This is a genomic window from Parafrankia discariae (assembly GCF_000373365.1).
GTDB classification, from domain to species: domain Bacteria; phylum Actinomycetota; class Actinomycetes; order Frankiales; family Frankiaceae; genus Parafrankia; species Parafrankia discariae.
Genome location: NZ_KB891264.1, coordinates 1 through 23,176 on the forward strand (window position 1 = coordinate 1; position 23,176 = coordinate 23,176).

6 protein-coding genes, 1 rRNA gene and 1 pseudogene are annotated in these 23,176 nt (G+C 75.2%); 7 read left to right on the forward strand and 1 reads right to left on the reverse strand.

Translation table 11 applies throughout. The features are described from left to right. The first annotated feature begins 94 nt into the window (after positions 1-94). Positions 95-211: ribosomal RNA gene (gene rrf / locus B056_RS0130940) — 5S ribosomal RNA — on the forward strand. Positions 212-497: 286 nt separating this feature from the next. Continuing rightward, positions 498-1,730, forward strand: coding sequence for an EAL domain-containing protein (locus B056_RS0130945; protein ID WP_230203280.1), 1,233 nt, complete (start codon positions 498-500; stop codon positions 1,728-1,730). A gap of 37 nt (positions 1,731-1,767) precedes the next feature. Here the strand turns inward: B056_RS0130945 and B056_RS0130950 are convergent, their stop codons facing one another. Then, complete coding sequence (locus tag B056_RS0130950; RefSeq protein ID WP_018505727.1) at positions 1,768-2,358, reverse strand: hypothetical protein; 591 nt, start codon at positions 2,356-2,358, stop codon at positions 1,768-1,770. Between the two features lie 153 nt (positions 2,359-2,511). Here B056_RS0130950 and B056_RS0130955 point away from each other — a divergent pair, with 153 nt between their 5' ends. From B056_RS0130955 to B056_RS38655, 5 genes and pseudogenes are all read left to right on the forward strand, one after another. Continuing rightward, on the forward strand, positions 2,512-2,721 hold the full coding sequence (locus B056_RS0130955; RefSeq protein ID WP_018505728.1) for a hypothetical protein: 210 nt from the start codon (positions 2,512-2,514) through the stop codon (positions 2,719-2,721). A 423-nt stretch (positions 2,722-3,144) separates the two neighbouring features. Continuing rightward, positions 3,145-3,465: pseudogene (locus B056_RS38650) on the forward strand (VOC family protein). A 592-nt stretch (positions 3,466-4,057) separates the two neighbouring features. Beyond that, positions 4,058-13,447: a type I polyketide synthase gene (locus B056_RS45570; RefSeq protein WP_018505729.1), complete on the forward strand. Its 9,390-nt coding sequence runs from the start codon at positions 4,058-4,060 to the stop codon at positions 13,445-13,447. Positions 13,448-13,487: 40 nt separating this feature from the next. Beyond that, positions 13,488-22,883 (forward strand): type I polyketide synthase, encoded by a 9,396-nt coding sequence (locus B056_RS0130970; RefSeq protein ID WP_018505730.1) that lies wholly within the window; start codon positions 13,488-13,490, stop codon positions 22,881-22,883. Between the two features lie 88 nt (positions 22,884-22,971). Further along, on the forward strand, positions 22,972-23,176 hold a 205-nt coding region (locus tag B056_RS38655; protein WP_035753407.1), incomplete at its 3' end, for a beta-ketoacyl synthase N-terminal-like domain-containing protein.

Sequence of the window (23,176 nt, forward strand, 5' to 3'; positions counted from 1 at the left end):
AATAGGCCGAGGGCTTGACCACAAAGATTCTGCTGTTCTGCGTCCACTGTGCGGTTCTCGGGCTGCGACCGGTTTCGGTCGGGTCTGATAGTGTTTCGGTGGTTTTAGCGAAGGGGAAACGCCCGGTTCCATTCCGAACCCGGTAGCTAAGCCCTTCAGCGCCGATGGTACTGCGTGGGTGACTGCGTGGGAGAGTAGGACGCCGCCGGACTTCTTTTGGTGGGGGCTGTTTCTGGCTGTGGCCGGGAGCAGCCCCCACCTGCATTTCCGAACCTTTCCGGTCGATGATGACGCTTGCGTCTCCACAGGCTTCGCCCGCCCCAGGCGGCCACGGATCGTCCGGATCGATGGTCGAGACGCCAGATCACCGCCGGAGCGCCCGGACGGCGCCTTCGAGGACGGCACCCACCGCGGCGATCGGAACTGTGGCCCGCGCGACGTGTTCCTGGTGGACGCGTGGGAAACATGGTGGCGAGTGCCGCGGTGGGGAGGTGTCCGTGACCGACGTCTGTGGTCGTGACGGCGCCACGCCGCCGTCCCGGTGGGATCCGGTCGAACCGGACCCGGTGGCCGGGCTGCTCGCCACTGCCCGTCGTCGCCTGAACATGGATCTCTGCTGGTTCTCCAGGCTGATCGGGGGAGCCCAGGTGATCGAGGCGTGCGATGGCGACGCCGCGGCCTTCGGTGTCCACCCAGGCTCGACGGTACGACATCCCGGCCCACACCGCTCGTCCGCTCTCGCCGGACGCCCGGCGCCGGTCATCCGCAGGATCCGCCCGGAGGCGGTGACGTCCGAGGCGGTGACGTCCGAGGTCGGCTCGTATATCGGAGTTCCGGTGACCCTGGCGGACGGCCGTCCGTACGGGATGTTGTGCTGTCTGAGCCGCGACGCCGACGTGGCGACGCCCGGCCGCAAAGCGCGTTCGCTGGCCCTGCTGGCAGAGGTGCTCGCCGCCTCGATCTCCGGCCGGCGCTCTGACGGGGAGGACCGGGAGGCGGCGTGGTGGCGGATCTGGCGGCTGATCGACAGCGGCGGCCCGACGATGGTCTTCCAGCCGGTCTTCGACCTGCCGTCGCTTGACTGCCTGGGGGCCGAGGCACTCGCCCGGTTCCCGCCCGGCTTCGGGGGCGCCGAGCGCTGGTTCGCGGACGCCGCCGCCGTGGGTCTCGGTGTCGCGCTCGAACTGTCCGCGATCCGGTCGGCGCTGCCCGCGTTGTCCCGCCTTCCGCCCGAGTTCGGGCTCGGGGTCAACGCCTCGCCGGCCACGATTCTCTCCGGTTACCTGGCCGATGCGATCGCCGACGTCCCGGCCGACCGTCTCGTGGTCGAGGTCACCGAGCAGGACAAGATCGAGGATTATCCGTTGGTCCGCCGCGCGCTCGACACCCTGCGCCGCCAAGGGGTCCGGATCGCCGTGGACGACGTCGGCGCCGGCTACGCGAGTCTGCATCACCTTGTGCAGCTCCAGCCCGACTTCATCAAGATGGACCAGTGTCTGACCCGGCGGATCGATGCTGATCCGGCGCGGCGCGCGCTCGCCACCGCGCTGGTGCAGTTCGCCCAGGAGACCGGCGGGCTGGTCCTCGCGGAGGGGGTCGAGACCGCGCGGGAGCTGGGCGTGCTGATCGGCACCGGGGTGCACCAGGCCCAGGGGCACTACCTCGCCCCGCCCGGTCCGCTGCCGCTGCCCGCCAGCGCCAACCGGACCCGTCCGCTCGGCGGGGCCTAGCGGGCCGTAGCGGGACGAATCGGAAGTGGCGCGGAGGTCACGGAAGCCAGGGCTGGCCGACGGCGATCACGTGCCCTCCCGCGTCGAGCCGTAGCAGCACCAGGTGGGACGGACGGGTGGCGACGAACTCCCGCAGGTCCGCGAGGTCACCGGTCTCGTACTGCTCGGGCTGCACCCAGCGGACGACCCTGACTGTCGGCGTCACCGCGTAGTTCTGGCGCGCGCCCGCGACGTCGTCGATGCGGTACCCGTCGAGGCAGGACTCCGCCTCGCCGGCCCGCGGCGTGCAGTGGACGTACGCCAGCCGGTCGAGGCTCAGCACGGTGCCGTCGGGGCCGTCGGAGAGGCCCACGATCTTTCCGAGGTCGTGCACCTCGCCGAAGCCGGCGAGCGGTGGGTACGCGGAACTCGGCAGTGGGGTCGGCGCCGACCCCGGCACGGCTGCCGCTGTGGGCGCTGCCGGAGGCGGCCCGCCCGCGCCGGCCGCGGGGGACGGGGTCAACGCCTGAACTGTCGATTCGAGTGCGGTGCTCCCACCGGAGTCACCGGAGCAGCCCGCGAACACGATGACGGCGACGACCAGCGCGCCGAGCCGGCCGGACAGGCCGAGGATTCCTCGACAACCCACGGGCGAAGAACGATGGCCCATGATCAAGGACTGTAGTGCGGGCCGGATCCGCCCTGTGCGCTCGGTCCGAATACCGACGACCACTGGACGGGTGGGTCCGCGGGCGGGTGCGGACGCGGCGTTCGCCTACTTCCAGCTCGGTGAGCCGGAAGGGTGCCGACGGCCTCAGCCGTCGTCGTACTGCTCGGGGCGGTCTCGCTCGGGCGGGCGTGGTTCGGGGTTCTGCTGGTTCTCGCCTACGGCGTGGGAATGGCGGCGACGCTGGTCGGCGTGGGATTCCTGCTCGACCGCACACTCATCCCGCTGCTCCGACGCACCCAGGCGGTAGTTCCGGGGTTCGCTCTGTCGGGCTGGCCGCGATGAGGCTGGTACCTGCGACGACTCCGGCGGCGGCGGTGGTCGCCGCGACTCTCCTGATCCACCGGCGGGCTGGTGTCGAGGAATTTCGGCGCTGCATGACTACTCCCATCTGCCGACTGCTTGTCGGCCATCTGGTATTCGTCGTGGCCGGCCGGGCGGATCGATTCTGGGCAGTTAAAATTCGGCGGTGTCTCCTGGATGACACTCACCGGCTCCAGGTGGATTCTTCGGCACGTGGGATTTTGCCCCGCGTGGAAAGGCGTGTCTGGTCGGCATGTGCGCCGAGATGGAGGGCGCGCCGTCGTCAGGCGAGGTGGACCGGAGTCGCCCGCGGAACCGCACGTTCGGAGAAGCCGAGGTCACGGCCCGCGCGTAGCGTCGCCAGCGCGTTCTTCCGCGCGGCCGACCGACCCGAGGGAGACACCGGTGATCCGGGTCGCCGACGCGCAGTTCTGGGTGCACGACCAGGAGGAGGCGCTCGCCTTCTACCCGAGGACGCTTGGCAGGGAGGTCCGGGTCGACCAGCGGCCAGCTCGCCGAGCTCGTGGCCCGGGGCGCCGGCGGGACGCTGTTCCTCGAGACCGACGACTGCCAGGCCTCCCACGACGAGCTGCGCGCGCGAGGGGTGGGGAGTTCAACGACCCGCCGACCAGGCAGCCCTACGGCATCGACACGTCGTTCCGCGATCCGTCCGGCAACAACATCCGGCTCACGCGGGTGCTCGAGTTCTCGCCGGACCGGACCTGAGCGGACCGGCGCGGTGATCCCGGTCCCGACTCCGGGCGCGGCGTCGGGACCGGGCTGCGGTTCGACTGTGTCGCACATGACCCGATGGCTGGTTGCGTAACAACAAACGAACCTGCTTGCGGCAAGCGCTGATTCATGCCTATCCTTCCTCGAAGTGATGCCCTCCTTGCTCGCAGCCCGCGACTCCGCGCGGGCCGGATCGTACACGGCGTGATCGTTCTTCTGAACATGATTGGGCTGGGGATGTCCGTCCGGATGGTCGAGTCAGGTATGAGACGGGGGGCTGGGCGCAGACATGGCCCAGTCGGTCGAGGCAGTATTGGAGGACGTGTCGCCGCCGGCGCTCCCGCGCTCCTGTTCACCCGCTTCATCCTCGCTTCAGGGCTGCCACCTGGGCTTTTACCCGAATGAAAGTGAGTGTCGACCTCCACGGGGCCGTGAGCGGATCCAGAGCCTGAGTTTCGGCCGCGCTCCGCGGTAATCACCGGCGATTCATCGAGCGGCGTGATATGGATCCGCGCGCGGATACCCGCGCACGGGCTTCTGCGCGTGGTGCTTTCTCCGCGGGGCCCCGACCTCCACGGGAGTAGCGTTGGCCGGACACGAGAACCTGACCTGGCGAAAGATCCTCACCGGGCTGCCCGAGCCCGAGCAGCACCGCCTCCTGCTCGACCTGGTACTCCGGCAGGTGCGCTGGGCCGTGGGCGACGAGCGCGGCCCCTTCGACCCGCGGACGCCGTTCGTCCGGCTGGGGCTCGGTGGCGGCAGTACGGCCGGCTTCCGGGACGCCCTGGGCGGCGAGCTCGGTCTGGCACTGCCCACCACGCTGCTGTTCGACCATCCTTCTCCCGCGCGGCTGGCCGACCATCTCCGGACGCTGGTTCTCGACGCGCCGGACCACGCGGCTTCCCGGGCTCCGGCGGCCGCCGCCGCGCCGTCGGACGACCCGATCGTGATCGTGGCCATGGCCTGCCGGTTCCCCGGCGGGGTGCGGAGCCCGGAGGACCTGTGGCGGCTGGTCGCCGAGGGCCGTGACGCCGTCGTCGACATCCCCACCGACCGCGGCTGGGACCTGGCGACCCACTTCGATCCCGATCCGGGCCGTTCCGGCACCTTCTACACCACCCAGGGCGGCTTCCTGGACGACGTCGCCGGCTTCGACGCGGCCTTCTTCGGGATCTCGCCGCGGGAGGCGCTGGCGATGGACCCGCAGCAGCGACTGCTGCTGGAGGTCTCCTGGGAGGCGTTCGAGCGGGCCGGGATCGACCCGATCTCGCTGCGCGGCAGCCGGACCGGCGTCTACACCGGCCTGCCGGTGGCCGACTACAGCCCGCCCTGGCGCACCGCCCCGCCCGTCGTCGAGGGTCACCTGATGAGCGGGACCCTGCCCAGCGTCGCCTCGGGCCGGGTCGCCTACACCCTGGGTCTCGAAGGCCCCGCGCTGACGATCGACACGGCCTGCTCGTCGTCGCTGACGGCCATGCACCTGGCGGCGCAGGCGCTGCGCGCCGGCGAGTGCACCCTGGCGCTGGCCGGCGGGGCCACGGTGATGTCCACCCCGGACGTCCTGGTGGAGTTCAGCCGTCAGCGGGGCCTGGCGCCGGACGGCCGCTGCAAGTCGTTCGCGGACGCCGCCGACGGCACCGGCTGGGCCGAGGGCGCGGCCGTGGTGCTGCTGGAACGGCTCTCCGCCGCGCGCCGGCACGGGCGCGCACCGTTGGCGGTGCTGCGCGCCAGCGCGGTCAACTCCGACGGCGCGTCCAACGGGCTGACCGCGCCCAACGGGCTGGCACAGCAGCGGGTGATCCGGGCGGCGCTGGCGAGCGCGGGAATCGCGCCGTCCGACGTGGACGTCGTGGAGGCCCACGGCACCGGGACCAGGCTCGGCGACCCGATCGAGGCCCAGGCGGTCATCGCCGCCTACGGGCCGGGTCGACCGGCCGACCGGCCGTTGTGGCTGGGCTCGCTGAAGTCGAACGTCGGGCACACCGTCGGGGCGGCGGGCGTCGGCGGCGTGATCAAGATGGTGCTGGCGCTGCGGCACGGCCTGCTTCCACGCACCCTGCACGTGGACGAGCCCTCGGCCCGGGTCGACTGGTCGGCCGGGCACGTGCGCCTGCTGACCGAGCCGGTGGTCTGGCCGCGCGGGAACGGTGTGCGCCGGGCCGGTGTCTCCGCCTTCGGGGTCAGCGGCACGAACGCCCACGTCATCATCGAGGACGTCCCCCACGCCGCGCCGGTCCCGCCGCCGCCCGCGCCCGACCGGACCGGGCCGGCGGCGGGGGAGGAGCTCGCGTGGCTGCTGTCGGCCGGGTCGGAGCCGGCGCTGCGCGAGCAGGCCGCCCGGCTGGCGGCCCGGGTGGACAGCGAGCCCCGGCCAGGTCTGGCCGACGTCGGCTGGTCGCTGGCGGCCGGGCGGGCGGCACTGGCGCACCACGCGGTCGTCGTCGCCGGTGATCGGGAGGGGATGCTGCGTGGCCTCGGCGCGCTGGCGCGGGGCGAACCGTCGGCGGCGCTGATCCGCGGCGCCGCACGCCCGGACCGCGAGACCGACCGGCTCGCGTTCCTCTTCAGCGGCCAGGGCTCCCAACGCCCGGGTATGGGTCGGGCGCTGCACGGCCGGTTTCCGGCGTTCGCCGAGGCGTTCGACGCGGTCACCGCCCGCCTCGACCGGCATCTCCCCCGGCCGCTGCGGGACGTCATGTTCGCCGACTCGCCCCCCGACCCGGCGCTGGAGCGCACCGGGTTCACCCAGCCGGCGCTGTTCGCGCTCGAGGTGGCGCTGTTCCGTCTGCTGGAGTCCTGGGGTGTGCACCCGGACCTGCTGCTTGGGCACTCCGTCGGTGAACTGGTCGCCGCGCACGTGGCCGGCGTGTTCGACCTGGACGACGCCTGCGCGCTGGTCGCCGCGCGCGGTCGGCTGATGCAGGCCATGCCGGGTGGGGGCGCGATGGTCTCGCTGCGGGCGTCGGAGGAGCGGGCGCGCGAGCTGATCGCCGAATGGCGGGCGCGGGCGGCGGAGGCGCCCGGGTCCGCGCCGGCGGCGGTGGATGTCGCGGCGGTCAACGGACCGGAGTCGGTGGTCGTCTCCGGAGACCTGCGCCCGGTCGAGGAGATCGCGCGGTGGTGGCGCGCCCGCGGCGGAACGGCGACCCGCCTGCGGGTCTCGCACGCGTTCCACTCCGCGCACATGGACGGCATGCTCGAGGAGTTCCGCACGGTCGCCCGCGGCGTGACCTTCCGGGCACCGGCCGTCCCCGTCGTCTCCAACGTCACCGGCGCGATCGCCGCCGCCGACGAGCTGTGCTCGGCGGAGTACTGGGTCGGCCACGTCCGGGCCGCGGTGCGGTTCCGTGACGGCGTCGACCGGCTGCGCGAGCGCGGCGTGCGGACCTTCCTGGAGATCGGCCCGGACGCGGTGCTCTGCGGCATGGGGCACGACTGCCTGCCGGCGGACTCCGACGCGGTGTTCGTCCCGAGCCTGCGCCGGGACGAGGCGGAGCAGCCGGCGCTGGCCCGGGCCCTGGGCCGGCTGTGGATGGCCGGCGCCTCCGTCGACTGGGCGGCGTTCTTCGCCGGCGCTCGCCGGGTCGATCTTCCGACCTACCCGTTCCAGCACCGCCGCTTCTGGCTCGGCGACCACCTGGCCACCGCCGACACGCCTACGGCGGGCGCCGCGGGCGCGCCTGCCGCCGCCGGACTGCGGCGGTATCGGCTCGCCTGGACGCCGGTGTCCGTGACGAAGACCGCGACGGCGGCCGGGCCCGGCCGGTGGCTGGTGGTGATACCCGCCGAGGTGGCCGCCGACGGCGGTACTGAGGGCGGCGTCGGTGGCTCCGTCGAGAGCTGCGTCCGAGGCCTCGCGGGCAGGGGCGCCGAGGTCGTCCGGTTCGAGGTGGACCTCGCGGTGACCGACCGGAGCGTGCTGGCCGCCCGTCTCGCCCCGCTCGACCCGCTGACCGGGGTGCTGTCCCTGCTCGCGCTGGACGTCCGGGAGCTGCCCGGCCGTCAGCCGGTCACCCGGGGCCTGGCGGGCACGCTGTCCCTGGTGCGGGCGCTCGGTGACGCCGGGGTCGAGGCGCCGCTGTGGTGTGTGACGCGGGGCGCGGTATCGGTCGGCGGCGCCGACACGGTGACGAGCCCACCGCAGGCGCAGGTGTGGGGCCTGGGGCGGGTGGCCGCGCTGGAACTGCCGCGCCGGTGGGGCGGCCTGGTCGACCTTCCGCCGGCCGTCGACGCGACGGCGGCCGACCGGCTCGCGGCGATACTCGACGGCGGGTCGCTCGACGGCGGGTCGGGCGAGGACCAGCTGGCGATCCGCCCGTCCGGCGTGTTCGGCCGCCGGCTCGCACCGGCCCGGACGGTCGGCACCGGCGGCGGGTGGCGTCCGCGCGGGACGGTGCTGATCACCGGCGGGACGGGGGCGCTCGGCGCGGCCGTCGCGCGGTGGTGCGCGGATTCCGGAGCCTCCCGGCTTGTCCTCACCAGCCGCCGCGGCGCGGCGGCCCCGGGCGTGCCCGAGCTCGTCGCGGACCTCGCCCGGCGCGGCGCGGAGACGACCGTGGCCGCGTGCGACGCGGCGGACCGCGACGCGCTGGCCGCAGTGCTCGCGGCCGTGCCGGCGGACTGCCCGCTGACCGCCGTCGTGCACGCCGCGGGCGTCGCCGGCGGATTCACCTCACTGCGGGACCTTGATGTCGCCGAGCTCGCCGAGGTGCTCGCGGGCAAGGCAGCGGGCGCCCGGCTCCTCGACGAGCTGCTCGGCGACCGGCCGCTCGACGCCTTCGTGCTGTTCTCCTCCATCGCCGGCACCTGGGGCAGCGGCGGCCAGGGCGCGTACAGCGCGGGCAACGCCTACCTCGACGCCATCGCCGAGCACCGCGGCGCGCGCGGGCTCACCGCCACGGCGCTGGCCTGGGGACCCTGGGCGGAGGGCGGGATGGCCGTCGACCCCGGGATCGCGAGCCACCTGCGGGACCGCGGGCTGGTGCCGATGCCGCCGGACGCGGCGGTCGCCGTGCTGGCGGACACGGTCGGTGCCGAGCGGTGCCTGACCGTCGTGGACGTCGACTGGGGCCGGTTCGCGCCGGCCTTCACCGCCGCCCGTCCCAGCCCCCTGCTCGGCGACCTGCCGGAGGTCCGCGCCGTCCTGAACCCTCCCGACCCGTCCATGGGACCCGCCGGCGACCCGGCCGCGGGCGGCGGCGGGGCCGGTGACCGCGGCGACGGGCCGGCGGCGCTCCTCGGGCGTCGGGCCACGATGCGCCCGGCCGAGTGGCGGCGGTTCCTGCTCGACCTGGTACGGGCCGAGACCGCGGCCGTCCTCGGATACGACGCCGCCGAGCAGGTTCCCGCCGACCGGGCCTTCGTCGACCTCGGGTCCACCTCGCTGACCGCCGTCCAGCTGCGGGCGCGGCTGGCCGAGCGCACCGGGCTGCGGCTGCCGACCACGGTGGTCTTCGACCATCCGACGTCGAGTGCCCTCGCCGAGTACCTGAACGCCGAGCTCCCTGGCGGCTCCGGCGGTCCCGACGGCGACGCGGCGCGGGCCGGGGCGGTGGAACCGGCCGTCACCGCGAACCCCATCGCGTCGGTACCCGACCCGCGTGACGCGGCCGGGGACGACCCGATCGTGATCGTGGGAATGGGCTGTCGTCTGCCGGGCGGGGTGTCCTCACCGGCCGAGCTGTGGCGGCTGCTGGCGGACGGTACCGACGCGGTGTCGGATTTTCCGGTGGATCGGGGTTGGGATGTGGCGGGTCTTTATGATCCGGATCCTGGTCGGGTGGGTTTTAGTTATGTGCGGTCGGGTGGTTTTCTGGCGGGTGCGGGTGATTTCGATGCGGGTTTTTTTGGGATTTCGCCGCGTGAGGCGTTGGCGATGGATCCGCAGCAGCGGTTGTTGTTGGAGGTGTCGTGGGAGGCGTTGGAGCGGGCGGGGGTGGATCCGTCGTCGTTGCGCGGCAGCGACACCGGCGTCTTCACGGGTCTGATCTACCAGGGTTACGGCGGCGAGTCCGCGACGGCGTCCGAGGGTGTGGAGGGTTATCGGATCAGTGGGACCGCCTCGAGCGTCGCCTCCGGTCGGGTGGCGTATGTGTTGGGGTTGGAGGGTCCGGCGGTGACGGTGGATACGGCGTGTTCGTCGTCGTTGGTTGCTTTGCATCTGGCGGTGCGGGCGTTGCGGTCGGGTGAGTGTGGGTTGGCGTTGGTGGGTGGGGTGACGGTGATGTCGTCGCCGGTGGGTTTTGTGGAGTTTTCGCGGCAGCGGGGGTTGGCGGTGGATGGGCGGGTGAAGGCGTTTGCGGAGGGTGCGGATGGGACGGGGTGGGGTGAGGGGGTGGGGGTGTTGGTGGTGGAGCGGTTGTCGGTGGCGCGGGCTCGGGGGCATGGGGTGTTGGCGGTGGTGGTGGGTTCGGCGGTGAATCAGGATGGTGCGTCGAATGGTTTGACGGCGCCGAGTGGTCGGGCGCAGGAGCGGGTGATCCGCGCCGCCCTCGCCGACGCGGGAGCGGTGCCGGGTGACGTGGACGTGGTGGAGGCGCACGGGACCGGGACGGCGCTGGGCGACCCGATCGAGGCGGGGGCGCTGCTCGGGGTGTTTGGCCCCGGCCGCCCGGCCGACCGCCCCCTGTGGCTGGGGTCGGTGAAGTCGAACATCGGGCACACGCAGGCGGCGGCCGGCGTCGCCGGGATCATCAAGATCGTGCAGGCGCTGCGCCACCAGACGGTGCCGGCCACCCTGCACGTGGACGCGCCGACCAGCCGGGTGGACTGGGCTTCGGGCGGGGTCCGGGTGGCGACCGAGCGGGTCGCGTGGCCGTCGGAGCCGGGCCGGCGCCGCCGCGCGGGGGTCTCGTCGTTCGGCATGTCGGGGACGAACGCGCACGTAGTCATCGAGGAGGCCCCGCCGGCCGGCCCCGACCCGGAACCCGGATCCGGATCGGAATTCGGCCCCGACCCGGGGACTGAGGCCGGTACCGGGCTGGTCGGCGCGGTGCCGTGGATCCTCTCGGCACGGTCGGAGAAGGGCCTGCGTGGGCAGGCCGCCCGGCTGCTGGCCCACTTGGACGGTTCCACCGGCGGGCCGTCGGTGCGTGATGTGGGTTGGTCGTTGGTGCGGGGCCGGGCGGCGTTGGAGCACCGGGCGGTGGTGCTGGGGGAGCGGGGCGACGAGGACGGCCGGGGTGATGGTGGGGGCCGGCTGGCGGCTCTGCGCGCGTTGGCGGAGGGGGAGCCGGCGGAGGCGGCGGTGTGGGGGCGTGCGGGTGTGGGTGGGGAGCCGCGGGTGGTGTGGGTGTTTCCGGGTCAGGGGGCGCAGTGGGTGGGGATGGGTGCGGGGCTTTTGGATTCTTCGCCGGTGTTCGCGGGTCGGATCGGGGAGTGTGCGGTGGCGTTGGCGCCGTTTGTGGACTGGTCGTTGGTGGAGGTGCTGCGTGGGGTGGAGGGGAGTGGTTCGGGGGTTTCGGGCACTGGGGTGGCGGGGGCGGGGTTGTTGGAGCGGGTGGATGTGGTGCAGCCGGTGTTGTGGGCGGTGGCGTTGGGGTTGGCGGCGGTGTGGGAGTCGTGGGGGGTGCGGGTGGATGTGGTGGTGGGGCATTCGCAGGGGGAGGTGGCGGCGGCGTGTGTGGCGGGGGTGTTGTCGTTGGAGGAGGGGGCGCGGGTGGTGGCGTTGCGGAGCAGGGTGATCGCGGAGGAGCTGGCTGGTGGTGGGGGGATGGTGTCGGTGGGGTTGCCGGTGGTGGAGGTGGAGGCCCGGTTGGGTGAGCTGGCTGGTGGTGAGTGGGCTGGTGGGGTGGGGGTGGCGGCGGTGAACGGGCCGTCGGCGACGGTGGTGGCGGGTGAGACGGCGGTGTTGGAGGGGTTGGTGTCGGGGTGGGGGGCGGAGGGTGTGCGGGTTCGGTGGTTGCCGGTGGATTACGCGTCGCACACGGTGCAGGTGGAGCGGGTCCGTGACCGGCTGGCCGTGGAGTTCGTGGGTATCACCCCGCGTGCGGGTGATGTGGCGATGTGGTCCACGGTGACGGGATGTCTGGTGGAGCCGGAGTCGCTGGACGGGGAGTACTGGTTCCGGAACCTGCGGTCGCGGGTGCGTTTCGATGAGGCGGTGCGCGGGTTGCTGGCTGAGGGGCACCGGGTGTTCGTGGAGCTCAGTCCACATCCGGTGCTGACCGCGGCGATCACCGAGACAGCCGAGGCGGCGGAGACGACGGAGCCGGCGGGGGCCTCCGGCGTGGCGGAGACGGTCACGGTCGTGGGATCGCTGCGGCGCGGTGAGGGCGGACTGGACCGGCTGTCGGTGGGGGCGGCGCGGCTGTGGGCCCGGGGCGTCCCGGTCGACTGGACGCCGCTGGTGGCCGGGGGCCGCCCGGTGGAGCTGCCGACCTACGCCTTCCAGCACCGGCGCTACTGGCCCGACACGCCCGCGGTCAGCGGCGGCGTGCCGGACCCGGGTGTGCGGCCCGCCGACCATCCGATGCTCAGCGGTGTGGTCCCGCTGGTCGACACCGGCGGGCTGCTTCTCACCGGTCTGCTCTCGCGGGGCACGCATCCGTGGCTTGCCGACCACGCAGTCGGCGGTGCCGCGCCGCTGCCCGGCGCCGGGTTCCTCGAGCTGGCCGTCCAGGCCGCCGACCAGGCCGGCTGCGACGAGGTCGCCGAGCTCACCCTTGAGACGGCCCTGGTCGTTCCCGAGTACGGCGGGGTCCACCTGCAGGTGGCGGTGGGTGCGCCCGACGGTGCGGGGCGGCGCTCGCTGGCCGTCTACGCGCGCCCGGACGTCCCGGGCCAACCGGGGGACCTGACCGAACCGCGGGAGCCGTGGGTCCGGCACGCCCGGGGCGTGCTCGCGGTACGAGCCCCGGGCGGCGGTGGCGCGGCCCCGGTGTTCGACCTGGTCGTGTGGCCGCCGCCCGGGGCTCGTACCGTCCCGGTCGACGACCTGTACCCGCGTCTCGCCGCCGCGGGCGTGGACTACGGCCCGGCCTTCCAGGCGGTGCGGGCGGTGTGGCGCCGCGGCGCGGAGCTGTTTGCCGAGGTCGGCCTGCCCGAACCGCTACTGGGGACGGCCCGGCGGTTCGCCCTGCATCCGGTGCTCGTCGACGCCGCCTTCCAGCCGCTCGTGCTCGATCCGGAGCTGGGGTCGCGGCGGCTGCGCCCGTTCTCCTGGAGCGACGTCCACGTGTTCGCGGACGGCGCGTCGACGCTGCGGGTGCGGCTGGCGCCGGTTGGGGCCGACGAGGTGGCCGTGACCCTCGCCGACGGAACGGGTCAACCGGTCGCCGAGGGCTCGCTGGCACTCCGGCCGGCCGGCCCGACACCCGCGGCAGAGGCCGCGGCGCCCGAGGGAACGCCGCCCGCGGAATCCCCGGACCCGCCACCGGCCTCAGCCGCGGCGGTGTCGGTCATTCCGGCCCGGCGGGCCGCCGCGGACGGATACCAGACCGACGCCGCCGTGTTCGCCGGTCGGCTGGCTGGCCTCGCCGGACCCGACCGGGAGCAGGCCCTGTTGGACCTGGTCCGCGGTCACGCCGCCGCGGTCCTCGGCCACGAGGGGGCGACGGCCGTCGCGGACGACCGCTCGTTCCGCGATCTCGGTTTCGACTCGCTCAGCGGGGTCGAGCTCCGCGACCGGCTGACCGCCGTGACCGGCCTGCGCCTGCCGGCCGCACTGGTCTTCAACCATCCGACGCCCCGCGCCCTGGCCGGCTACCTGCGGGCCGGGCTCGAGCCGGGACGGACGGGCACCGCCGCCGCCCTGGCGGAGCTGGACCGCCTGGAGGCCGCGCTCGGCGCGTCGGCGGCGGACGACCGGACGGTGCTCACCGAGCGCCTCCAGGCCCTGCTGTGGCGGTGGACTGACACCGTGACCGGGCCCGCCGGCGGCGCGGACGTCCTCACGGGGGCGGACGGCGACGACTTCGAGTCGATGACCGACGACGAGATGCTGGAGGTGATCGACCGGGAGCTCGGCGCGCTGTGACCCGTCCGCCCGATCAGCCCGACGCTGGGAGACCTGACCCATGACCAGTGCCAACGAGGACCGGCTCCGGGAGTACGTCAAGAAGATCATGGCGGACCTCCGGCGGACGCGGCGCCGGCTCAGCGATCTCGAGGCCGCGGCGCACGAGCCGATCGCGATCGTCGGGATGGGCTGCCGCTACCCGGGCGACGTCCACTCGCCCGAGGACCTGTGGGAGCTCGTCGCCACCGGCCGGGACGCGATCACCGGCCTGCCGGCCGACCGCGGCTGGGACCTGCCGGCCCTCTACGACCCGGACGGGACCCGTCCCGGTACCACTTACACCCGCCACGGCGGCTTCCTCCACGACGCCGCCGACTTCGACGCGGACTTCTTCGGGATCTCGCCGCGGGAGGCGCTGGCGATGGACCCCCAGCAGCGGCTCCTGCTGGAGGTCGTGTGGGAGGCGGTCGAGCGGGCCGGCCTCGACCCGTCCTCGCTGCGCGGCAGCGGCACGGGGGTCTTCGTCGGCAGCATCTACCAGGACTACGTCTCCCGGCTGCGGGACGTCCCCACCGAGGTCGAGGGCTACCTGAGCACCGGCGGTGCCAGCAGTGTGCTGTCCGGCCGGGTCGCCTACACGCTGGGGCTGGAGGGCCCCGCCGTCACCGTCGACACGGCCTGCTCGTCCTCGCTGGTGGCGTTGCACCTGGCGGCGCGGGCGCTGCGCGGCGGCGAGTGCGCCCTCGCGCTGGCGGCCGGGGTCGCGGTGATGTCCACCCCGCTGGTCTTCACCGAGTATGGCCGCCAGCGTGCGCTGTCCGCGGACGGCCGCTGCCGCGCGTTCGCCGCGGGCGGTGACGGTTTCGGCCTCGCCGAGGGCGTCGGCGTCCTGCTCCTCGAACGGCTCGGGGACGCCCGGCGGCTGGGACATCCGGTGCTCGCGGTGGTGCGGGGCAGCGCGGTGAACTCCGACGGCGCGTCCAACGGGCTCACCGCGCCCAACGGCCCCGCGCAGGAACGAGTGATCCGCCAGGCGCTGGCCGACGCCCGGCTCGCGCCGGAGACCGTCGACGCCGTCGAGGCGCACGGCACCGGGACGGCGCTGGGCGACCCGATCGAGGCGGACGCGCTGCTGGCGACCTACGGGCGCGCCCGGCCGGCGGACCGGCCGCTGTGGCTCGGGTCGCTGAAGTCGAACATCGGGCACGCGCAGTCCGCCGCGGGCGTCGGCGGCGTCATCAAGATGGTCCTCGCGCTGCGCAACGGGGTGCTGCCCCGGACCCTGCACGCGGCCGAGCCGACCGGTGCCGTGGACTGGGCGGCGGGCGACGTCCGGCTGCTCACCGCGGACGTCGACTGGCCGCGCACGGACCGCCCACGGCGGGCGGGGGTCTCGTCGTTCGGCGTCTCGGGTACGAACGCGCACGTCATCGTGGAGGAGGCCCCCGTGGCCGAACCGGAACCCGGGTCCGCGTCCGGGTCCGAGGCCGGGTCCGAGGCCGACGGCGGTCCCGCGCCGGTGCCCGCCGAGGCGGTGCCGTGGGTTCTGTCGGCGCGCTCCGAGGCGGGGCTGCGCGGTCAGGCCGGTCGCCTGGCGGCCTTCCTGGGACCGGATCCCGGCTCCGTCGCCGATGTCGGCTTCTCGCTGCTGCGGGGGCGGGCGGAGTTTGAGTACCGGGCGGTGGTGCTGGGGGCCGACCGGCTCGCGGCGCTGGGCGCGCTGGCCGAGGGCGAGCCGGCGGCGGATCTGGTGTGCGCGGGCGCTGACGACGGCCTGGGTGGCGGTGCGGGCGTCGGTGCCGGCCGGGTGGTGTGGGTCTTCCCCGGGCAGGGCGCGCAGTGGCTGGGCATGGGAGCGGAGCTGCTGGATTCGTCCGCCGTGTTCGCCCGGCGGGTGGCGGAGTGCGACCGGGCGCTGACGGGTTTCGTGGACTGGTCGGTGGTGGATGTCCTGCGGGGAGTCTCGGGCCCGGGATGGCTTGAGCGGGTCGAGGTGGTCCAGCCGGTGTCGTGGGCGGTGATGGTGGGCCTGGCGGCGGTGTGGGAGTCGTGGGGGGTACGGGCGGATGCGGTGGTGGGACATTCGCAGGGGGAGATCGCGGCGGCCTGCGTGGCGGGCGCGCTGTCGCTGGCGGAGGCGGCCCGGGTGGTCGCCGTGCGTGGCCGGCTGATCGCCGCGGAGCTGGCCGGGAGCGGAGGCGGCTCGGGCGCCGGGGGAATGGTGTCGGTGGCGCTGCCGGCGGCGGAGGTGGCGGGGTTCCTGAGACGGTGGGACGGGCGGGTGGAGGTCGCGGCCGTCAACGGCCCGGTGTCGACGGTGGTGGCCGGCGAGGCCGCGGCGCTGGAGGAGGTCGTCGCGTTCTGCGCGGCGCATGGCGCGCGGGCCCGGCGGGTCGCGGTCGACTACGCCTCGCACACCTCCCGGATGGAGCCGCTGCGGGCGAGCCTGCTGCGGGAGTTGGCGGGCCTGCGGTCCGCACCGCCGCGGATCCCCTTCTTCTCGACGGTGACGAGCCGGCGGATGACGGAGCCGGGCGAGCTGGACGGGGAGTACTGGTTCCGCAACCTGCGGTCGCCGGTGCTGTTCGCCCCGGCCGTGCGGGAGCTGCTGAACGAGGGCTGTCGGCTCTTCCTGGAGGTCGGCACGCATCCGGTGCTGACGCCGGCGGTGGCGGAGACCGCGCTGGAGGCCGGAGCGGACGGCGCCGCCGCGGTGGGCTCGCTGCGCCGCGACGACGGCGGCCTGCGCCGCCTGGCCGCGAGCGCCGCCGAGCTGTGGGTCCGGGGCGTCGAGGTCGACTGGGAACCACTGGTCACCGGGGGCCGTCGGGTGGACCTGCCGACCTACGCCTTCCAGCGCCGCCGCTACTGGCTGGGCGCCAACGCCCCGGCGGAACCGACCGCGGCCGGTGACCTGACCGCGGGATCGCTGTTCCGGACCGAGTGGGTCCCACTGCCGGTGGCCCCCGAGCCGGACCCGGCCCCGGCCCCGGTGGTCGTCAGCCTGCCGCGGACGGCGGAAGCCGACCCGGTCGGCGCGGTGCGCGAAGCCGTGCGCTGGGCGCTGTCGCTGATGCAGGACTGGCTGGCCGACGACCGCGGCGCCGCCACCCGGCTCGTCCTGACGACCCGCGGCGCGGTGGAGGGGGAACCCGGCGGCCGGGTCACCGATCTCGCCGCCGCCGCCGTGTGGGGGTTGGTGCGCTCGGCGCAGTCCGAGCATCCCGGGCGGTTCGTCCTGCTCGACCTGGACGGCGACGAGGCCGCCGCGGTCGGCTCGCAGGGCGCGGCCGACCCGTCCGCCGCGGTCGCGGCGGCGCTGGCGTCGCGGGAGCCGCAACTCGCCCTGCGCGCCGGCCGCGCGTTCGCGCCCAGGCTGGCGCCGGCCCGGCCGGCCGGTGACGGCGTCCGCTGGGATCCCGACGGGACCGTACTGATCACCGGTGGGACGGGCACCCTCGGCGGGCTGGTCGCCCGGCATCTGGTCACCCGGCACGGCGTGCGCCACCTGCTGCTGGCCGGGCGGGGCGGGCACGCCCCGGAGCTGGCCGCCGAGCTCACCGGGCTGGGGGCGAGCGTCACCGTGGCGGCGTGCGACGTGGCCGACCGTCAGGCGCTGGCCGACCTGCTGGCGTCGGTGCCCACGGGACGTCCGCTGCGGGCCGTCGTGCACGCCGCGGGAGTGCTCGACGACGGCGTCGTCACGGCCCTGACCGGGGAGCGGGCTGACGCCGTTCTGCGGCCCAAGGCCGACGCGGCGCTGCACCTGGACGAGTTGACCGCGCACCTCGACCTGTCCGTCTTCGTGCTGTTCTCCTCAGCCGCGGCGCCCTTCGGCAGCGCCGGTCAGGGCGCGTACGCGGCGGCCAACGAGGTCCTGGACGCGCTCGCCCGGCGGCGCGCCGCGCGCGGGCTGCCGGCGACGTCCCTCGCCTGGGGACTGTGGGCCCGGCGCAGCGGGCTGACCGCCGGGCTCGGGCCCACCGACCTGGGCCGGATGGCCCGCACGGGAATGCGCCCGCTCGAGACCTCCGAGGCGCTAGAGCTGTTCGACCGGGCGCTGGCCGTACCGGACGCCGCGCTGGTCCCGGTGGGGCTCGACGGCGCCACGCTGCGTGCCCACGCGGCGGCCGGGACGCTCCCGGTGATCCTGCGCGGCCTCTTTCCCGTCGCGGCGCCCGGGGCGCCGGGAGGACCGGGGGAGCGGTCCGGGGCGGTGGGCGCGTCCGCCGGTCCGGGTGCGGTCGTACCGGTGGGTGCGGCGGACCGCCTGGCCCGCCGGCTGCGCGAGCTGTCCGCGCCGGAGCGGCACGACCTGCTCGTCGGCCTCGTCCGGACGCACGCCGCCGCGGTGCTCGGGCATGCCACGCCGGAGGCGGTCGGCCCGACCCGGGCGTTCAGGGACGCCGGCTTCGACTCGCTGACCTCGGTGGAACTGCGCAACCGGCTCGCCGCGGCCACCGGTCTGCGCCTGCCGGCGACGCTGCTGTTCGACCAGCCCACCCCGCTGGCCGTCGCCGATCAACTGCGGGCCGACCTGCTGGACGACGTGCCGGACGCTGCGCCGGCGCCCGCCTCTCCGGCGCCGTCCCGGCACGCCACAGCCGGCGCCGGCTCGGATGATCCGGTCGTGATCGTGGGCATGGGGTGCCGGTTCCCGGGTGGGGTGTCGTCGCCGGCGGAGCTGTGGCGGCTGCTGGCGGACGGCGTCGACGCGATCTCGACTTTTCCGGTCGACCGCGGCTGGGACGTCGACGGGCTCTACGACCCGGAGCCCGGCCGTCCGGGCCGGTGCTACGTGCGGGAAGGCGGCTTCCTGCACGATGCGGGTGACTTCGACGCGGAGTTCTTCGGGATCTCCCCGCGCGAGGCACTGGCGATGGATCCCCAGCAGCGGCTGCTGCTGGAGGTGTCCTGGGAGGCACTCGAGCGGGCCGGCCTCGACCCGTCCTCGCTGCGCGGCACCCCGACCGGGGTGTTCACCGGCCTGAGCTACCACGACTACGCGACGGGCTCGCGGGCCGGGCAGGACGCGGAGGGCTACCTGCTGACCGGCGGCGCGGGCAGCGTCGCGTCGGGCCGGGTGGCGTACACGCTGGGCCTGGAGGGGCCGGCGATGACGGTCGACACGGCGTGCTCGTCCTCGCTGGTGGCACTGCACCTGGCGGTGCGCGCGCTGCGCTCCGGCGAGTGCACGCTGGCGCTCGCCGGCGGCGTCACCGTGATGGCCGGCCCGACGACCTTCGTGGAGTTCGCCCGGCAGCGGGGGCTGGCCCGCGACGGCCGGGTCAAGGCGTTCGCCGCCGCGGCGGACGGGACCGGCTGGGGCGAGGGCGTCGGCGTCCTGGTGGTGGAGCGGCTGTCCGCGGCGCGGCGCGGCGGGCACCGGGTGCTGGCGGTGGTGCGGGGCAGCGCGGTCAACCAGGACGGCGCGTCGAACGGTCTGACGGCGCCGCACGGCCCGGCGCAGCAGCGGGTCGTGCGGGCGGCGCTGGCCGACGCGGGGCTCGGCCCCGAACAGGTGGACGTCGTCGAGGCGCACGGTACCGGGACGGTGCTGGGGGACCCGATCGAGGCGCAGGCGCTGCTGGCGACCTACGGACGGGACCGGTCGGCGGGCCGTCCGGTGTGGCTGGGGTCGGTGAAGTCGAACATCGGCCACACCCAGGCGGCGTCCGGGGTGGCCGGGGTGATCAAGATGGTGGAGGCGCTGCGGCACGGCACGGTGCCGGGCACGCTGCACGTCGACGAGCCGTCGCCGCGGGTCGACTGGGCCGCGGGCGCGGTGCGGCTGGCGACCGGGCCGGTCGCGTGGCCGCGGGAGGCGGGGCGGGTCCGCCGGGCTGGGGTGTCCTCGTTCGGGATCAGCGGCACCAATGCCCACGTCATCCTCGAGGAGGACACCGACCACCCGGCCGACCCGGCCGCGGACCCGGCACCGGCGGTGGTGGCGGCGGGCACCGCCCCGGCGGTCGTGCCCTGGCTGGTCTCCGCGCACTCCGAGGAGGCGCTGCGGGCGCAGGCCGCGCGCCTGGCGGCCCATCTCACCGGCCTCCCCGCAGCCGGCCTCCCCGGCACCGACCTCTCCGCCGCCGGGCCCGGGTCCGCGGCGGACGTCGGGTTCTCACTGGCGACCGGCCGGGCCGCGCTGACCCACCGGGCCGTCGTCGTCGCGGCGACCGACGACCTGGCGGGCGCGGTGCGCGGGCTGGCCGAGCTGGCGCGGGGGACGTCCGCCGCCGGGATCGTCCGCACGACGGTCCGGTCCCCGGGCCGGACGGCGATGCTCTTCACCGGCCAGGGCTCGCAGCGCCCCGGTATGGGACGGGAGCTGTACGAACGCTTCCCGGTGTTCGCGCGCGCGTTCGACCTCGTCCGCGCGCACGTCGATCCGTACCTGGACCAGCCGCTCGACGAGGTGCTCGCCGACGGGGCGCTGCTGGACCGCACCGACCACACCCAGCCCGCCCTGTTCGCGCTCGAGGTCGCGTTGCACGCCCTGCTGCGCTCCTGGGGCGTGGTCCCGGACTTCGTCGCCGGGCACTCCGTCGGCGAGATCGCCGCCGCCCACGTCGCCGGGGTGCTGTCGCTGGCCGACGCGTGCGCCCTGGTCACGGCACGAGGCCGCCTCATGGCGGAGCTGCCCGCGGGCGGGGCGATGGTCTCCGTGCAGGCGACCGAGCGCGACGTCCTGGCCTGGCTGGCCGAGGAGGAGGTCCAGGCGGACCCCCCGGGCCCCGGCCGGGTGGGGATCGCCGCGGTGAACGGCCCCGAGTCCGTCGTGATCTCCGGCGACGAGGACGCGGTGACCGCGCTCGCCATCCGCGCCGAGGCTCTCGGCCGGCGCACCCGCCGGCTCCGGGTGGCGCACGCCTTCCACTCCCCGCGGATGGACCCCATGCTGGCGGAATTCCGGGAGGTCGCGGCCAGGCTGCGGTACCAGGCGCCGACCATCCCGGTCGTCTCCACGGTGACCGGGCGGATCGCGTCCGCCGGGCAGTTGTGCGACCCCGACTACTGGGTGTGGCAGGCCCGCCAGCCGGTCCGCTTCGCCGACGCCGTCGCCGGCCTGCGCGACCGGGGGGTGACGACTTTTCTGGAGCTGGGGCCGGGCGGGGTGCTTTCCGGGATGGGACGTCAGTGCGTGCCGGACGGTGACGTGGTGTTCGTGCCGGCGCTGCGGGCCGGCCGTCCCGAGGAGCACTGCGTCGTCACGGCGCTCGGCGAGGTCCACGCGAACGGCGCCCGTGTCGACTGGGCGGCGTTCTTCGCGGGGGCACACGCGGTCGACCTGCCCACCTACGCCTTCCAGCGGCGGCGGTACTGGCTCGCCGCCGCGGCCGAGCCGGCTCAGCCGGCCGGTCCCGCTGGGGCGGCCGGCCTGGACGACCTGGTCTACCGGACGGTCTGGACGCCGCTGACCGTCTCCGCGCCACCCGCGCTGTCGGGAACCTGGCTGGTGGTGGCCCCGGCCGGGCCGGCCGCCGGCGGCCTGGTCACCGAATGCGCCGCGGCGCTGGAACGCCGGGGCGCCCGGGTGGGCCGGCTCGAGGTGGGAGCGGACGTCGACCGGCGGTGGCTGGCCGGCCGCGTCGCCGAGCTCGCCGGGACGTCCGAGCGGGACGGCGACGCCGGCGCGGTCCGCGGAGTGCTGTCGCTAATCGCCCTCGACACGGCGACGCTGCCGGCCCGGCCGGGGCTGCCCGCCGGCCTCGCCGCCACCGTCGCGCTCCTGCAGGCACTCGGCGACGCCGGCGTGGTCGCCCCACTGTGGTGCGCCACCCGCGGGGCGGTCTCGACCTCGGTCACCGACCCGGTCACCGACCCGGCGCAGGCACAGGTGTGGGGCCTCGGCCGGGTCGCCGCCCTGGAGGTGCCGGCACGGTGGGGCGGGCTGCTGGATCTGCCGCGCTCCCTCGACGAGCGCTCGGCCGAGCGGCTGGTGGCCGTGCTCGCCGATGCGACCGGCGAGGACCAGGTCGCGCTGCGGACCGCCGGGGCCTTCGGTCGACGGCTGGTGCGCGCCGGCACCGGCACGAGCGGGCACCGGTGGCAACCGCGGGGAACGGTGCTGATCACCGGCGGGACCGGTGCGCTCGGCGCGGCGGTGGCCCGCTGGTGCGCCGAGCGGGGCGCCGAGCGGCTGGTGCTGACGAGCCGGAGCGGGCCGGCCGCGCCGGGCACCGCGGAGCTGGTCGAGGAGCTCACCGCGCACGGCTGCGAGGTCACGGTGGCCGCCTGCGACGTGGCGGACCGGGCCGCGCTGGCCGGTGTGCTCGCGGCGATGCCGGTGGAGTGCCCGCTCACCGCGGTCGTGCACGCCGCCGGCGCCGGCACCGGCGGAGTGCTGGAGGAGACGACCCCGGCGGGCCTCGCCGCCGTCGTCGCCGGAAAGGCGGGCGGCGCGGCCCACCTGGACGAACTCCTGGGCGACCGGCCGCTCGACGCCTTCGTGCTGTTCTCCTCGATCGCGGGAACCTGGGGTAACGCCGGGCAGGGCGGCTACGCGGGGGCGAACGCCTACCTCGACGCGCTCGCCGAGCATCGCCGGGCCAGGGGCCTGCCCGCGACCTCGGTGGCCTGGGGAGCCTGGGACGGCGCCGGGATGGCCGACACGCCGCGGGTCCGCGAGCGGCTGGCCCGGCACGGTCTGCCCGTGCTGGCCCCCGACGAGGCGCTGCGCGCGCTGGCCGAGGTGGTCGGTCGGCCGGAGCCCTGCGTCGCGCTGGTCCGGGTGGTCTGGGACCGGTTCGTCGCCGCGTTTCCCGCCGGCCGTCCGACCTGTTTCGTCGAGGGGATCCCCGAGGCGCGGGCGGCGCTCGCCGGCACGCGGGCCGGCGGCGTCCGGGACGGGGCCACCGGGGACGGCGCCGCCGCGGCGCCGGTGGGCGGGGGCCCGGGGGCGGCGACCGGGGTGTCGCTGCGGGAACGGCTGGCCGCCGTGCCCGAGCAGGGCCGGCACCGTGTCGTCCTGGAACTGGTCCGGACAGAGGTCGCCGCGGTGCTCGGGCACGCGTCGGCCGAGCGGATCCCGGCGGACCGGGCGTTCAGCGACCTCGGTTTCGACTCCCTGGCCTCGGTCGAGACCCGCAACCGGCTCGGCCAGGCCACCGGCGAGCGGCTGCCGGCCACCGTCGTCTTCGACCATCCCACGCCGGACGCGCTCGCCCGGTACCTGCGCGGACTGCTGCTGCCCGCCGAGGAGGTGGAGGACCCGGTGCTCGCCGGTCTCGGCCGCCTCGAGGCGGCGCTGGCCTCGGCGCCGCCCGACGGCGAGGTGCGGGCCTCGGTCGACACCCGGCTGCGGGCCATCCTGCGCTCGCTCGCCGGCCCGCCGGCCTCCGGCCCGGACGGGCCCGCCGGGCCCGACGCCGACCCCAGGCCCACCGGGCTCGACGAGGCGAGTGACGAGGAGATGTTCGAGCTCCTCGGCAAGGAGTTCGGTTTTTCCTGAGTTCGGAGTTTGCCCAGTTCGGATTTCGCCGAGTTCGTAGCCATCCCAGGACACCGCACGGATGCCCGAGGGCCAGGAGGAAGCTCGAATGTCGAACGAGGACCGGCTGCGCCATTTCCTGAAGCAGGCGACAGCTGAGCTCCGCCAGATCAGACAGCGGGTGCGCGAGCTGGAGGACGCCGACCACGAGCCGATCGCGATCGTGGGAATGGGCTGTCGTCTGCCGGGCGGGGTGTCCTCACCGGCCGAGCTGTGGCGGCTGCTGGCGGACGGTACCGACGCGGTGTCGGATT

What these genes read in the sequence shown, in the direction of transcription:
- B056_RS0130970 (WP_018505730.1), top strand. Translation starts at nt 13,488, where the DNA reads ATGACCAGTGCCAACGAGGACCGGCTCCGGGAGTACGTCAAGAAGATC.